This is a genomic window from Actinoplanes sp. ATCC 53533, from assembly GCF_003947245.1.
Genome location: NZ_QHHV01000055.1, coordinates 35,873 through 50,729, shown reverse-complemented (window position 1 = coordinate 50,729; position 14,857 = coordinate 35,873). Strand labels below are relative to the sequence as shown.

Annotated in this window: 15 protein-coding genes; 13 read left to right on the top strand and 2 right to left on the bottom strand. The window is 71.3% G+C overall.

Annotation, left to right across the window (positions count from 1 at the left end):
• Positions 1-25: 25 nt before the first annotated feature.
• The 12 genes from DMB66_RS18765 to DMB66_RS18710 are packed head-to-tail and all read left to right on the top strand — an operon-like array spanning position 26 to position 12,462.
• Complete coding sequence (locus DMB66_RS18765; RefSeq protein ID WP_125805391.1) at positions 26-1,285, top strand: hypothetical protein; 1,260 nt, start codon at positions 26-28, stop codon at positions 1,283-1,285.
• Positions 1,282-3,273 (top strand): AAA family ATPase, encoded by a 1,992-nt coding sequence (locus tag DMB66_RS18760; protein ID WP_125805390.1) that lies wholly within the window; start codon positions 1,282-1,284, stop codon positions 3,271-3,273. Before DMB66_RS18765 ends, DMB66_RS18760 begins: the two co-directional genes overlap by 4 nt.
• On the top strand, positions 3,270-3,818 hold the full coding sequence (locus DMB66_RS18755; protein ID WP_158647275.1) for an FHA domain-containing protein: 549 nt from the start codon (positions 3,270-3,272) through the stop codon (positions 3,816-3,818). Before DMB66_RS18760 ends, DMB66_RS18755 begins: the two co-directional genes overlap by 4 nt.
• A 12-nt stretch (positions 3,819-3,830) precedes the next feature.
• Positions 3,831-5,030 (top strand): hypothetical protein, encoded by a 1,200-nt coding sequence (locus DMB66_RS18750; RefSeq protein ID WP_125805388.1) that lies wholly within the window; start codon positions 3,831-3,833, stop codon positions 5,028-5,030.
• Positions 5,027-5,773: a 4Fe-4S single cluster domain-containing protein gene (locus DMB66_RS18745; RefSeq protein ID WP_125805387.1), complete on the top strand. Its 747-nt coding sequence runs from the start codon at positions 5,027-5,029 to the stop codon at positions 5,771-5,773. Before DMB66_RS18750 ends, DMB66_RS18745 begins: the two co-directional genes overlap by 4 nt.
• Positions 5,748-5,996 (top strand): hypothetical protein, encoded by a 249-nt coding sequence (locus DMB66_RS18740; RefSeq protein WP_125805386.1) that lies wholly within the window; start codon positions 5,748-5,750, stop codon positions 5,994-5,996. The genes DMB66_RS18745 and DMB66_RS18740 overlap by 26 nt, the downstream gene beginning before the upstream one ends.
• Positions 5,997-5,998: 2 nt before the next feature.
• Positions 5,999-7,681 (top strand): ThiF family adenylyltransferase, encoded by a 1,683-nt coding sequence (locus DMB66_RS18735; RefSeq protein ID WP_125805385.1) that lies wholly within the window; start codon positions 5,999-6,001, stop codon positions 7,679-7,681.
• A 51-nt stretch (positions 7,682-7,732) separates the two neighbouring features.
• Complete coding sequence (locus tag DMB66_RS18730; RefSeq protein WP_125805384.1) at positions 7,733-8,113, top strand: hypothetical protein; 381 nt, start codon at positions 7,733-7,735, stop codon at positions 8,111-8,113.
• Between the two features lies 1 nt (position 8,114).
• A complete protein-coding gene (locus tag DMB66_RS18725; RefSeq protein WP_125805383.1) occupies positions 8,115-8,588 on the top strand; it encodes a hypothetical protein in 474 nt (157 codons plus the stop codon).
• 37 nt (positions 8,589-8,625) lie between these two features.
• A complete protein-coding gene (locus DMB66_RS18720; RefSeq protein ID WP_125805382.1) occupies positions 8,626-9,633 on the top strand; it encodes a hypothetical protein in 1,008 nt (335 codons plus the stop codon).
• Complete coding sequence (locus DMB66_RS18715; protein WP_125805381.1) at positions 9,617-10,366, top strand: Mov34/MPN/PAD-1 family protein; 750 nt, start codon at positions 9,617-9,619, stop codon at positions 10,364-10,366. Before DMB66_RS18720 ends, DMB66_RS18715 begins: the two co-directional genes overlap by 17 nt.
• Positions 10,363-12,462 carry an AAA family ATPase gene (locus tag DMB66_RS18710; RefSeq protein ID WP_125805380.1) on the top strand — a complete coding sequence of 700 codons (2,100 nt, stop codon included), beginning with the start codon at positions 10,363-10,365 and terminating at the stop codon, positions 12,460-12,462. Before DMB66_RS18715 ends, DMB66_RS18710 begins: the two co-directional genes overlap by 4 nt.
• Positions 12,463-12,537: 75 nt before the next feature.
• On the opposite strand, the gene DMB66_RS18705 is transcribed toward DMB66_RS18710, so the two are convergent.
• Entirely contained in the window at positions 12,538-12,831 is a 294-nt protein-coding gene (locus DMB66_RS18705; protein ID WP_125805379.1) for a hypothetical protein, read from the bottom strand.
• Positions 12,828-13,655, bottom strand: a complete 828-nt coding sequence (locus DMB66_RS18700) for a phytanoyl-CoA dioxygenase family protein (RefSeq protein WP_199752470.1) — start codon at positions 13,653-13,655, stop codon at positions 12,828-12,830. Before DMB66_RS18700 ends, DMB66_RS18705 begins: the two co-directional genes overlap by 4 nt.
• Positions 13,656-13,753: 98 nt before the next feature.
• Between DMB66_RS18700 and DMB66_RS18695 the strand changes: the two genes are divergently transcribed.
• Positions 13,754-14,554: an AraC family transcriptional regulator gene (locus DMB66_RS18695; protein ID WP_125805378.1), complete on the top strand. Its 801-nt coding sequence runs from the start codon at positions 13,754-13,756 to the stop codon at positions 14,552-14,554.
• The last annotated feature ends 303 nt before the right edge of the window (positions 14,555-14,857 follow it).

The window sequence follows — 14,857 nt, the reverse complement described above, 5'->3', positions numbered from 1 at the left end:
GTCAGTATCCCGATGAGGAGGAACGATGAGTGCTGGTGGAGTTGTGGTCCTGCCGATGGCCGTGGTGCTGGCCGCCGGGGCGGCCGTGGTGCTGACGGCGGCGGCCGCGGCCGCGCTGACCGTCTGGGCCGTGAACCAGGCGGCCGAGGCGGCGCTGCGCGCGCTGGGCAACGTGGGTCAGGACCTTCAGAACACGGCCGAACGCCAGAGCCAGGCGGAGATCGCGGCGCTGCGCTGGCCCCACATCGCGGCCGAGGTCGTCGAGGTGAACGCGCGCATCCGGCTGCTGGCCGAGCGGGCCAGCCGGACCGGCGTGGTGGTCGCGGTGCCCGCGCCGCTGAATCTGGACGGGTGCACCGAGCGGCAGGCGGTCGAGTGGGCCGCGCGGGCCCGGGTGCTGCTGAGCGCGGCCAGCGACGCGCTCGTCACCGCGCGCGCCGCGACCGAGCGCGAACGGCTGGCCGCCTCCCTTCCCGCCGCCGTCCTGGCGCTGCCGGACACCGCGGCCGCGTTGAGCCAACTGCAGGAGACGCTGCGGAACCGCCGGGCCACACCGGCTCCGGCGCCCACCCGCGGCCCGGACGTCGACGCGATCCTGCGGACACTCGACGAGGACGTGAACGAGAACGAGCGGCTCGAGGCGCTCGAGGCGGCGGCCCGGGCTCGGGCGGGCAGCGCCAGCCCGATGTTCGCGCGCCAGCTCCAGATGAGGGTCGTCGAGCTGAACGACCGGGCGGCCCGCCGGCGCCTCGCCGCCCAGCTCATCGGCGTACTGGAGGAGCCGGTCGTGGTCCGCACCCCGCCGCCGACGCCCTACACCGGGACGGCCGCGAGACTCCGTGCGGTCGTCGCCGGCGACGCCGACCTCACGCCCGACCTGCTGAACGAGGGCGCCGGGGCGGTCCGTTGGGCGGAGAGTGTGGTCCGCGCGAACTTCGTCCGGGAGACCGTCAGCCAGTGCCTGGCCGATCAGGGCTACACCGTGGACGGCACCTCCGACCTTCGCCTGACCCGTACCGATTGGCAGGGTGAGCACTCCGCCGAGGTCTGGATCGACGAGAACGACGTCGTGCACGGCCGGGTCGTCCGCGACCGGGACGTCGACGGCGATGAGGCGGCCATGCGTGACCGTGATCGCTGCGACGGCTTCAACGCCGACCTGGCCGACCTGGCCCACCGCCTGGATGCCGAGGTGGTCATCGACCACGGACACGTGCCGCAGCGTCGCTCTCAGACCGGACCGGACACCCGGGTCCAGCAGGTGCGAGTGCGGCGGGCCCGATGACGACCGCGCCGATCCTGCCCGGCTTCCCGGCATTCGCCAACGAGCTGGCCGGCACGCTCGCCGTGCATTCGCAGTTCGTGCTGCACGGCAATCTGCGTGACCTGTTCCTGATGGAACCGCCGGGTCGGCCGGCCCGGCCGGTGGCGATGCTGCCGCTGCTCTGGGCGGCGCTCTCCCCGCGCGGATACAGCTGCCTGGTCTGCTATGACCCGGTCGACGGTGTCACTGTCTTTCCGCCGCAGCCGGTGCCCACCGAAGCGGCCCAGCGGCTGCTCGGCAACCGGGTCGTCGGGCGACGGCCATCGCTGGAACGGCTCCGCGTTCACCTCGCGAAGGTCGTCGGCGTCGCGGAGCAACCGCCGCCGGAGGGTGGCGCCGCCGGGCCGGCCCCGGGTGATCCCCCGCCCGACCCCCGGCATCAGGGCCCTCGGCATCAGGTCGCCGCACCGGCGAAACGCGATGCGACGGTCAGGCCGCCGGTACGGGCCGCCTTCGTCATCGACTACGCCGCCCGGATGACCCGGGTGCCCGGCCAGCTCGATCCGGCCGAACGCGACTTCTTCCTCTACTGCCAGAAGCTGGCCTTCACCGCCGTGCCGTTCGAGAGCGGGCCGGTGCCGGGCGAACGGTACAACCCGATCATCTGGCTCACCGAGGGTGAGCGTGACTTGCCGGCCTGGCTGACCTCCGGGGCGGAATCGATCCGTACGATCGCGGTCGGCATGCCGACGCTCGGTGAGCGGGAACGGCTGGCCGAGGTTGTCGCGCCGATGCTGCCGCCGGCCCGGAACCCGGGCGGCGCCGCCCCGGCCGCCCAGTTCGCGAAGCTCACCGAGGGCATGACGCTGCGGGCGATGACCGAGGTGGTCCGGCTGTCCCGGGACCGTGGCCTCGGCGCCGACCAGGTCCCGGACGCGGTCCGCGCCTACAAGCTCGGCGTCACCGACAACCCGTGGCGACATGACAGCGTGAAGAAGCACATCACCGAAGGCGAACAGGTGATCGCCGACCGGATCATCGGCCAGCCCCGGGCCACCGGCAAGACCCTGGACATCCTCAAGCGCGCCGCGCTCGGCCTGTCCGGCGCCCAGGCGACCAGCACCGTGTCCCGGCCCCGGGGCGTGTTGTTCTTCGCCGGACCCACCGGCGTCGGCAAGACCGAGATGGCCAAGCAGATCGCCGAGTTGCTGTTCGGCGACGTCAACGCCTACCTGCGATTCGACATGAGCGAGTTCGCCGCGGACCACGCGGCCGAACGGCTCACCGGCGCACCACCCGGATACGTGGGCTTCGAGGCCGGCGGCGAGCTGACCGGGGCGGTCCGGCGCAACCCGTTCCAGGTCGTGCTGTTCGACGAGATCGAGAAGGCCAACAAGTCCGTGCTGGACAAGTTCCTGCAGATCCTGGAGGACGGCCGGCTCACCGACGGGCAGGGCATCACCACGCACTTCTCCGAGTGTGTCCTGATCTTCACGTCGAACCTCGGCATCATCACCACCGACAAGACGACCGGGGAACGGGTACAGCAGGTCAAGCCGGGCATGGCTTACCCCGATCTCGAGGCGACCGTCAAGGCCGCGGTCCGGGAACACTTCACCGTCACGCTGGAGCGTCCCGAGCTGCTCAACCGGCTGGGCGACAACATCGTCGTCTTCAACTTCATCGACCGGGACTCGGCCGACAAGATCTTCGGGTTGCAGCTGACCAACATCATCCACACCGTCGAACGCGAACTGCAGATGTCGCTCAGCCTCACCGACCACGCCCGCGACCAGCTCCGGGAGGCCTGCACGATCGACACTCCGAACGGCGGCCGTGGCATCGGCAACCTGCTGGAGAGCAACCTCATCAACCCGCTCGCCCGCAAGCTCTTCGACCTGGACGCCCCGCCTGGCTCCACAGTGGAGATCACCGCGGCGTACCCCGCCACCGCCACCGCCGGGCCGAGGATCGAAGCGCTGGTGACCACGGCCGGGTGGACGCGGTGAGCCAGCTCTGTCCCCAGTGCGACCCCGGCCGGCTCTACGACGATGACCTCCCGCTCTGCCCGACTCACATCATTCCGCTGGAGCCTTATGCGGCGGAGGCTGCAACCGCGCCCGAACCGGAGCCGGAACCGGAGCGGCAGCCGGCGGCGGACCGCTCGGTCTGCTGGAACTGCGGCACGCCGGTGGCCCATCCGGGCAACACCGAATGCCTGAACCCGGAGTGCCGCAAGTCGCTGACACCGCCCGCGCTGGTGGTCCGCTTCCCGGCCGGTCACGTCGAGCTCGGCCGGGACACCCGCGTCGAGCTGGGCCGGCTCGGCCCGCACAGCGCGCTCTTCCGGTCGTACCCGAACGTGTCCCGCCACCACGCGGTCATCGGGACCGACCCGAACGGCCGTGCCTGGATCGAACCCGTGCCCACCCCGAACGGCACCTTCCTCGACGGCGTCGAGATCCCCGCCTCCGAGCGTCGGGTGCTGCGCCAGGACACCCGGATCCGCTTCGGGCTGCACGCCGAGGGAACCGTAGCCGTCTTCTCCCGTTAGGACCCCGAGACGATGACCTTCCTCCAGCGCCTGATCGAACGGTGGTGGTCGTTGTGGGCCATCGCCGGCGGACTCGGCCTGACGCGCGTGACTCCGCTGCCACCGCCCCAGGTCGACCCGCGGATCTCCGCGGCCGAGCTGACCGCCGAGGCGGAACGCCAGGGTGTCGCGGACAGCAGGACCAGGATGTACGACTCCTGGTCCTTCGGCGGACCGGACGATCCGCCGTCCGAGGACTTCGACCCCGATTACGTACGGGAGTTGCGCAGTCGCCGAGACGCCGCGCTCGCTTCGCTGCGTGCCGCCCAGCAGCACACCCAGGAGCGGATCGCCGCGGCCCAGGCCCGCCGGGACGAGTCACAGGCCCGGATGGACGACGCCCGGGCCCGGATGGCCGGGCTGGCCACCCAGGACGCGGCGGCCGAGGCCCGGAACGCCGCCGACCTGGACGGCCTGCTCGATCCGGTCGAGCAGCCGCAGGACGGCGACCGGACGCCATGGGAAGGCGAGACGGTCCCGTTGCGGCTGATCTGGCGGGTGCTGATCCTCGGCGTCCTCATCGCCGCCGAGGCCATCGTGCAGTTCGCCGTGTTCGACTATTTCCTCGGCGACGTACCCCAGCAGGGCGCCCTGATCCGCTGGATGACGCTGCTGACGTCAGCGGTGATCGTGCTCGGCCCGTTCCTGTCCGGCGCGCTGCTGCGCAGCCGAAACGCCACCGGTGGCGAACGACACGGCTGGTACGCGGTGGCCGTGCTGGTGGCGAGCTGGCTGTTCGTGGTCGTCGTGCTCGGTCTGCTCCGCGGCCGCGTGCTGGAGGAGCGCCTCGAGCGGCCCGAGCAGGTCACCGTGACGCCGCTGACCGTCATCCTCATGTTCGTGGCGCTCATGCTCATGGTCGGCGCGATGTCGTTCATGCTCGGCCTTGCCCGCCGCCACCCGTTCCAGGAGGCGTACGTCCGCAACCGCGCCCACCGCAACCGGTTCGACCTGCTGATGCGGGCGATGGCCACCCGGTTGAACCCGGCGTACCTCTCGCCGCCCGGCCCGGACGGACCGGCCGGCGGCGACCCGGAGATCCAGGAGCGGGCCATCCGCGACGCGTACGCCGCCGCCGAAGACGCCTACTTCGCCGCGCTCGCCCGGACCGTGGGCGACCCCAGCTTCACCGAGGCCGTCCAGCATCGACGGGGTCTGCAGGTCCGACGATGACCGACGAGACGCTGCGGGTCGCGCGCAGCCACTTCCCGGTCACCGCACTGGGCCCCGGCCGGCGATTCGGTGTGTGGGTGCAGGGCTGTCCGCTGGCCTGTAAGGGGTGCATGTCGCTGGACACCTGGGATTCGGACGGCGGCGCCGAGGTGCCGGTCGACGAGCTTGTCGCACGGTGGCACGACGCCCTGGACCAGGGTGCCGGCGGCCTGACCGTCAGCGGCGGCGAGCCGCTGGCCCAGCCCGGCCCGCTGGCCGCCTTCCTCGACGCGGCACACCGGATCAGCGCCGGCCGGCCCGGCGAGCCGGACATCCTGATGTTCACCGGCTACACCCCGGAAGAGCTCGACGCGGAGCAGCGGCTCGCCGCCTCCTACGCGGACGTCCTGGTCACCGGACGGTACGAGGCCGGCCAGCCGACCCGCCTGGTCTGGCGCGGCTCGGCCAACCAGCAGATGGTCCTCCAGTCCGAGCTGAGCCGCCGCCGCTATGCGCCCTACCTCGACCTGGAACCGGACCAGCCGCCGCTGCAGGTGCGCTCGGACGAGCACGGCGTGTGGATCGTCGGCGTGCCGCTGCGCGGAACCCTTCCCCGGCTGGACCACGAGATGCGCCACCGCGGACTGTCCACCGAGTCGGTCACCTGGCGCCCCGCTGTCCGTCAGAACAGAGCAGGCGGCGCGAAGGCGCCAGTTCGCATGACAACGGAGAAACCTGATGACGATGGTAGTGAACTTCCGTAACGCCCTGACCGACAACCACCAGCAGGTCGAGGTTCAGCCCGGACAGACCGTACAGCAGGCGGTGGAGGCCAGCGGGCTGATCGCGGCCGGCAACCCGTTCAGTGTGCGGGACAAGGACGGCCAGGTCGTCGACAACCGCGAGGCCACCGACTTCACCGGGCTCACCCTGTCGGTCGGCCTCCCCGGCGACGACGTCATCGGCGGTTCCACCTGCCGGAATTAACCGTGGACAAGTACTCACGCCAGGAGGCCCTCGTCGCTCAGGACGTGCTGGCCGACGCCACGGTCGAGGTGGCCGGCACCGGTCCTGCGGTCACCTACCTGCTGCAGTGTCTGGCCATGCTGGGGGTCGCCACCCGGCACGGCACCATCCATCTGAGGGGTGCCGACCGAACAGCCACGCGAGACGACGTGGCCAACCAGTTCCTGCTGCGGCCGGATGATGTCGGTGAGCCGCTCGGCGCTGTGCTCGTCCGTCGGGTGCACGACCTAGACCCGGCGGTGAACATCGAGGCCGGCGGTTCGCCCGCGCATCGGTCGCTGACCGTGGCCACCCCCGCGGCCGGTGAGTCCGCCGGGATCGCCGCCGATGGCTCGGTCGACGTCTGGGGGCAGGTGGGCCGCACCGCTGTGACGATCGGGCCGGAGCCCGGCCCGGACGGCCCGGCCACGCCCAATGTGTTGACCCCGGCCCTGTCGTGCGTCTGTGGCGGACTGCTCGCCCAAGCCGTGATCCGCGGCCTCGGCGCGGTGATCAGCGGCCCGGCGGTATTGTCCGGCTGGACCGAGGAGCGGCTGTGGCTACGGCAGCCGGGAATCGGCCGGCACGCCCTGGCGATCGGTAAGGACGCGCCCGCCCTGAACGGCGTGCTGGCCGAGGTCGCCGGTCCGGCCGTCGCCGCGGGCTTCCGGACTCTGCTCGACGGTGAGCCCGCGGAAGCTCGCATCACTATGGTCGTCGACGACGACACGGTGGTGATCAGCCTGCCGCTCCCGGCCGCGACGCGCGGGGTCACCGTGCGGCCGAACCGGCTCCCGGCGCAGGCCGCCCGCGCGCTGACCTGGTCGCCGTTCGCGTTGCCGGACGTCGCCGTACCCGATCGACTGCCGGCCTCGCGAGTCGTGATGGTCGGCGCCGGTGCCCTCGGCAGCTGGGCCGGCGCGGCCCTGGCCGCGACGCCTGCCGACGAGCTCCACCTGTGCGTCGTCGATATGGATGGCGAGGTGGAGCCGCACAACCTCAACCGGCAGGCGCTCTACACCCGCGCCGACCTCGGCAAACCGAAAGCCCAGCGGGCCGCCGAACGACTCACCGCGATCAACCCGAAGATCCGGCTGACCGGAGTGCAGACGGTGGTCGACGTGCACGCGCGCGACCAACTGCTCGGCGACGAGGTCCTGCTCGGTGTAGACCCGGTCATCGCGGACCAGCAACGACGGGTTGACACGCTCGGCGCGGCGCTGAGGTCCGCCGACGCGCTTCTCTCCTGCCCCGACAACCAGCAAACCCGATGGGTGCTCAACTGTCTCACCGAACGACTCGGCATCCCCTGGGTGAACGGTGCCGTGGACGGTTTCGTCGGGCGGGTGCACGTGTGCGACCCGAAGGATGACGGCCGGTGCGTCGTCTGCTGGCTGGGCCGCTCGGTGGCGCTCGACCCGGCCCGCCGCTCCTGCACGGACATCACCGGCCCAGTGCCGGTGCCGTCGATCGCGACCGCCGCGGCGATCATCGGCGGTGTCCAGGCCGCGACATTGATCGCCGAACTAACCGGCAATGCGGCGGCCGTCGCGCGATTCCACGCCTTGAACGGGGCCGACGGTGACCTGACCGGCTACCGCGCGGCCGACCGAGATCCCGGGGAATGCCCCGCCCATCTGCTAGAGGCCACGCCCACGAGGAGTTGACCACCGGTGTCCATTCCGATCAGCAGTAATGACTTCCGCCGGGCGACCGGCATGTTTCCTACACTCCAGCCGCTGGCCACAAGCGGCAGCGACATCACCGCCATCGCGGTGACGATCGGCGGCATCTCCGGGCGGATGCGGGAAGACCGCGCCCCGGTCTCGTATCGGATCCTGGCCTCGGTGCGAACCCTGGCGACCAGTTTGCCGCCGATCTGGATCGCGTCACCCACCGACGCGGAGATCCGGCATGTGAACATCTTCCGGGCCTCTGACGTCTGCCCGTTCACCGGTACCCGGCTCCCCACTCTCTGCTGGGGCCGGACACCGTCGGCCTGGAGTGGCGCCGCCACCTCGGAACGACGCCTGGCGAACCTGCTGGAGGCAGTGCGACAGGTGCTCGCCAACTCGAACCCAAGAAGCGCGGCCCGATGACATGGGCGTCACCGACGCGGCGGTGCAGCGACTCGTCGCGAGCGGCTATCCCGACCTCGGGGTGATCGCCCGCGGTGTCACCCCGCCGCCGCGACGGTCCGGGCGGACCACCACCGAACCGCCCGGACCGGTGATGGCGATCCGCTTGAGCGTCACCGGGATCCGCGGCGGCCGGGATCCGGATCGGCTCGCGCGCTGCTCCTACCTCCTGATCGTCGACGTCTCGAAACTGGGCGCGGCCATCCCGCCGGCGTGGATCCGCACACCGGCCGATCGGGACATCCGGCACGTCAACATCTGGCCGTCGGCCAAGAACTACTGCACCTGGGCCGGTGGCTGGCTGCCCAGCCTCTGCTGGAACACATTCGCGGCCGGTTGGCTGCAAGCGCCGCCGTCCCATCGGACACTCGGCAACGCGTTGGAATACGCCAAGCAACTCCTGAATGCGGAGAACCATGTCAGCCCAGCCAGATAGCCTTTTTCGTGCCTGGCCGAGAGCGGCCGGCCTCCTCGTGTGGTCCATCTACTTCGTCGCGCTCGCCGCGACGTACGTGGTGACCGGCCGCCGTGGCGACGCCACCGGCCAGCAGGCCGCCGCCTGGGGTCTCTCCATCGCCGTCGCCCTCGCCGTCATCAGCCTGCCGGTGCTCACCACCACCTGGGCCGAGGCCGACCCGGCCGCCCTGCGCCTGGGCTACAGCCTCTGCCTGCTCGGGACGAGCCTGCTGATCACCGTCGCGATGTGTCTCACCCTGGCCGGTCGGCCGGTCGGCGCGTGGCTGCTGCTGCCGCCGCTCGCCGCCGGCCCGCTGCTGGCGGCGTCCATCCACCGCCGACCTCGCCGTCGGCGGTGGCGGTGGGTGCGGCCGGCCAGGACCGGCTCGCGGCTCCTGCTGCGGCCGGACTGGGAAAGCCGGCTCGGCCGCACCGAGCTCGCCGTCGCGCTCGACGAGGGGTTCTGGAAGGAGGCCCGGCGCAATCTCAACCCACAGGCGTACGAACAGGGTGGCGTCGCCCTGCTCGTGCGTACCCCCAGGACCGTGCTCGTGTTCGGCGCGGTGTTCCCGGCGCAGCGCCTGGCCAATGCCGTGGCGTGCGAGTTCCCATCGGCCGAGGTCGATCGGGTGCGGCACGCGATCAACGCGGTCGCGCCGTCCATCGGCGTCCGACGCGGCACCATCGCCGTCACCTGGGTGCACACGCATCCCCGGCTCGGCGTGTTCCTGTCCGGGACCGACCGGGCCACCTCGCAGCGATGGCGTGCGCTCGACCCGCAGTTCACCCCGATCGTCATCGACATCAGCCAGGCCGCGCTGACCGAGGCGATCGGCGTGTTCAACGGCGACGGCCGGAAGATCCTGCCGATGAACACCACGGCCGGGCTGGTCGACCGTGTCGCCCTCGCCCGGCTTCGGGCCGGACTGGTCGGCGCGTACGCCGCCGGCGGCGCTGAGCCCCCGATGATCCTGCTCGGCGACGCCTTACCGAAGGGAGCGATGTCCCGTGGAACCCGGAGATGAGGGCCCGAAACTCCAGTTCGATCCCGGCCTCGCCCGGACACTCGTGGAGTTCCTCCGGCAACCGGCGCCGGTGGAGCGAGGCGGCGTGCTGCTCGGCCGCCGCAGCGGTACGAAGATCCACGGTTCGCTGGTGATCTTCCCGCCTCAGCTGGCCCACGCGTCAAGCCACTGCGCGTTCGCGGTGAACGCGATCGAGATCCTGCGCAACGCGTCGGACATGGTCGAGCCGGCCGACGCGATGCGGCCGGTCGAGAAGATCGTCGGCTGGGTCCACACGCATCCGACCATCGGGCTGTACCTGTCGAACACCGACGTCACCACGTTCGCCACCTGGACCCACCTCGACGCGGACACGGTCGCCGTGGTGATCGACCCGTACCTCGCGGGCGATGAGCTCGACCGGATCGGCTGGTGGGCCGCGCCGGACGGAGACGCGCCGGTGGAGCCGGGGCCGAGGACGGCCGACCGGCAGCGGGTGTCCGAGGTGGAGCCGGCCGAGGCGGACACATTGAGCTGGGCGGAGTCGGGGCTGCTGGCGGAGGCCATCGGCAGGGAGGGCAACGGCGGACGCTGGGAGATCGTAAGCGCCACCGGCGCGCACAGCGTCTTCCCGAGGCCCCAGCGCCGGCCCGAGCCCCTGCGCCGGGCCGACCCTCCGCCCGAGCCGGTGGACCATCCCGAGACCCGAGTCCAGTCGGAGCCGCCCGACGCCGAGACCGAGGAGGCGAGATGAGTACCGCGACCGTGCAGAGCGCCGGTACGGACACCATCTACGGCAGCTGTTTCGCCAGCATCCCCGGGCTGCCGGCCGGCAGCCCGCTGCAGATCACCTCGCCGAACGCGGCCATCTTCTGCCGACTCGCCTGGGATCTCACCAACCGGCTGACCCACCCCGATCGGGTGCTGCTGGACCGTTGGCAGCTCACCGCGCTTGGGGTCGCCGAGGGCGAGCGGGTGGACGTGACCCGGCTGGACGCCGAGCGGATCCGGCCGGCCGACGCGGTCGACGTACGCCTGGACAGCTGGACCGGCCCCGACCTGGACGCGAGCGCCGGCCTCGCCGAGTTTCTCCGTACCGGGCACTATCTGCTCCATCCCGGCCTGCGGTTCCGCTACCAGCCGCTCGGGGCGGAGGGCCGAGGCGAGTACGTCGTCGTGTCGGTGCGCGCCGACGGCGCACCGGCCGAGGTGGCGCCGATGAGCGATCGGCTGGAGATCACCGTGCGCCGGGCGCCCGGAGCGCCCGGCCGCGCCCTCGGATACGAGGACATCGGCGGCCTCGAACACGCCATCGCGCTCCTACGTCGCGAGGTCGAGTTGCCGCTGCGGCGCCGGACCGACCTGGCCGCCATCGGTGTCACCGCTCCGTCCGGCGTCCTGATCTACGGTCCCCCGGGTACCGGCAAGACACTCCTCGCACGGACCGTCGCGACGACCAGCGGTGCCCGGATGACCATGCTCAGTGGTTCGGCGCTGGCCGCGAAGCAGCCGACGGAGGCCGAGGCGGAGTTGCGGGCGGCGTTCGCCACCGAGGCCGGCGCGCCGCACCTGGTGATCCTGGACGACATCGACTACATCGCCGGCGACCGGTCCGTACCCGGTCCTTTCTCCCCGCTGCTCAGCGTCCTGCAACAGTTGCTCGACGCACCCGACCGGCCGGTCGTCATCGCGACCACGACCCGACGCGACCACATCGACCCGGCGATCCGGCGGCTCGGCCGGATCGGGCACCAGGTCGCAGTCACCGCACCGAGCGAGGACGACCGTCGCGCCATCCTGACCGTGCACAACCGCAACCTGGCCCTGTCATTCGGCGAACCGCGGCGGGCCGAACTGACCGCCGATCTGGCTCGCCGGACGGCCGGATTCGTCGGCGCCGACCTGGAGGCGCTCTGCGACGAGGCCGGCCGGGTCGCCCTTCGCCGCGCCTTCCCCGCCGAGGAGCTGGAGTCCGCCACCCCGACAGCGCGGGCGCCGCTGCAGATTCAGCCCGGCGACTGGGAGGAGGCGTTGACGCTGGTGTCGCCGTCGGCCATCGGCAGCGTGGTCTCGGAGATCCCGGCGACCACGTTCGCGGACATCGCCGGCCTGGACCGGACCGCCGCCGAGCTGACCGAGCGCCTGGTGCTGCCGCTCTCCCGGCCGCAGGTCTTCGCCGAGGCCGGCCTGCGCATGGAGCGCGGTGTCCTGCTGTACGGCCCGCCGGGAACCGGTAAGACGCTGCTCGCCCGGGCGGTCGCTCGCGAATGCGGCGCCCGGTTCATCGCGGTGCGTGGCCCAGAACTGCTGACCAAATGGTTCGGCGAGTCCGAGCAGGCGGTCCGTGACTTGTTCGAACGGGCCCGATCGGTGGCGCCGTGCGTCGTCTTCTTCGACGAGATCGAGGCCGTCGCCCGGCGGCGCAACGGCGGCGCGACCGACGGCGGCGCGGGTGACCGCGTAGTGAACCAGCTGCTGGCCGAGATGGACGGGCTGGTGGACCTCGGTCAGGTCTCGATCATCGGGGCGACCAACAACCCGGATGCCATCGACCCGGCCATCCTGCGCCCGGGGCGGCTCGGGCTGCACATCGAGGTACCGCTGCCCGATCACACGGGCCGGGTCGAGCTGTTCGCCATGTACCTACCAGCGGACGAGCTTGCGGGACACTATGAGACGTACGCCTCGATGACCCAGGGAAGCTCCGCCGCGGAGGTGGCGATGATCGCCCGCGAGGCACGTCTGGGCGCGCTGCGGCGGGTCCATTTCGCCCGCGCCGAGCCGGTCACCGACGAGGACGTGCTCGCTGGGATCCGCCGACGACCGGGTGACCGATCGCCGACGGCGTGAGCTGCGTAGGCGCATCGCGCCACCGATCCGGAACCCTTCGACGAGGGTTTGACCCCCTGAGCCGCCGGACGCGCGTCAAGTGAGAGTGATCAGCTTCTCGAACAGGAACTCGTGCTTGAGGAACGAGACGTCGTACTCGTGGCCAGGGTAGGGCGGGATCAACTGGGCCGCCTGGATTAGCCGCCAGCCGTCCCGCAACGCGGCCACGCCGGTCTCGTACGGCGGCTCGTCGCTGTCGCCCGTCGTCGGCGTGGCGCGGCCGGTGCCGTCGTACCATGACCACCCGACGACGGCGCTGTCGAGCGCGGAGGTGCCCAGATACAGGACCAACACCTGCTGGCGGGTGATGTGGTCGGTGGGCGCGGTCATCGGCTGCTCCGATCGGTGCCGGCGGCGGCCAGCGGCCGCGGACGGTTGGTCACCCGGGTCACCCAGTGATCCAGGTCGAAGGTCTCGTCGCCGGTCAACGCCCGCCACATCCGGGCCCGGTTGTAGAACTCAAGACGACCGGTGGCCTGCTCGTACCAGGGAAAGTCGGTGCGCAACTGCTCTGCCACCGCCGGATCGGCGAGGTCATCGGTGTCCCAGAGCCGGACCTGCGGCACGGTCGGATTGAAGCGAATCTTGAACATGTACCGCGGCCTGTCCGTGTCGTTGCGCCGGCCACCGTGCCAGAGCCCGTGGTGCAGCAGGACCACCGTGCCGGCCGGGCACACCAGCCGGGTCTGCCCGCGCAGGTTCTGATAGCGGCCGGTATCGCTCTCGTTCGTCCGGCGCAGGTGGCTGCCCGGCACACTCAGCGTTCCACCCATGTCGAGGGTCACCTCGTGCGGGTAATACATGAGCTGAACGTCGAACGCGTCGGGCCGCACGTCGATGATGGCGTCGCCGTGCAGCGGTTGCGCGGCGCCCTCCCGCGGCGGGCGAATGTGCACGGCATGATGGTCGATGTTCGGAGAAGGCCCGACCAGGCTGCGCAGCGCCCCCGCCACCGCGGGCAGGTCCACCAGGCGCCGCGGAAAGGACCCGGCGGCGAAAGCCTCCGGCACGGGCGTGCCGTACGGCACCTGCGCGATGCCCGCGGAGAGCACGCCGATCGCCTCCGCATTCATCTCCGCCGGCACCACCGAGGTCAGGGTCAAGGACCCGTGAGCCACGAAGTGCGCCATCTGCACCGAGGTCAGCAGTTGCATCCTCTTCTCCCTCATCACTGGTCGCTATGCGGCAACGCTAGGCGAAGCAAGGCTGCGAGCGCGTGGGCTGCATTCACCTTCACTGGTAAATTCTCACCATGCACACCGTCACGGTGCGGCTCGACGCCGCACCCCGCGTCGCCAGCGTGGGTCTCGGCGTGCACGGCACCACCGGCCTGCACGACGTGTTCCTGCTGCCCGACCTCTGGCAACTACACCTCTACCGCTACTCGGCCGAGCTGACCGTCGCCGGCACCACACATCCCATCCGTCCCGGATACGTGAGCCTGATCCCGCCCGGCACGCAGGTGCACTACCACTACCGCGGACGCTCCGAGCACCTCTACGCCCACCTGCGCCTGTCGAAAACCGGCGAGCCCCGCACGCTGCCGCTGATGCAAGACGCCGGCACCGCCGTACCCATGCTGTCCAGCCTGCTGCTGCAGGCCATCGCAGCGATGCCGAACGCACCGGCCCGAGCCACGGCCGAGGTATGGGCGGCGCTCTGGCGGGTGGCCGAATTGAGCCCGCCATCGGCTCCGGGCGACGGCCACCCGGCGGTGGTCACAGCGATCGCCTACATCGAAGCCCACCTGGCCGGCCCGCTCACGGTGCCGGCGATAGCCCGCGCGGCCGGCATCTCGCACAACCACCTGACCCGGCTGTTCCACGCCGAAACCGGCGACACCGTCGTGACCCACATCCGTCGCCGCCGACTGGCCCGGGCCCGACACCTGCTGTGCGAATCCACGCTGTCCATCCCGGCAATCGCAGCCGCCGTCGGGATCAACGACCTGCAAGCCTTCAACAAAGCCTGCCACCGCGAGCTGGGCGCATCCCCGCGAGCGGTTCGCGCGGGCACGCCTCCCAGCCTCGTGAACAGCACCGCAGCGCGATGAACAACGCCCCGCCGACGCGGCGACCTCGCGCACAAGCGGCGCGTCACCTCGGCTACGAGGTCGCCGCCCGCCACGGCCACCGCGAGGGAGCACGGGACGGGCGCTGGACCGACGGTTTCCTCAACCGGACCGCCGTGCGGTTCGCCGATCCGCATGGCAGATCACGGGCGATTTCGCCATGGCCCGCGGTCTACTTGTCCGCCATCCGTCACGCGTGGCATTTCTCTAGGACGTGGATTCCATCGTCGGCCAAGATGGATCCTCGATGCTTGATCGGTCGGGGGAGGCCGGGTTGTCCGAGGG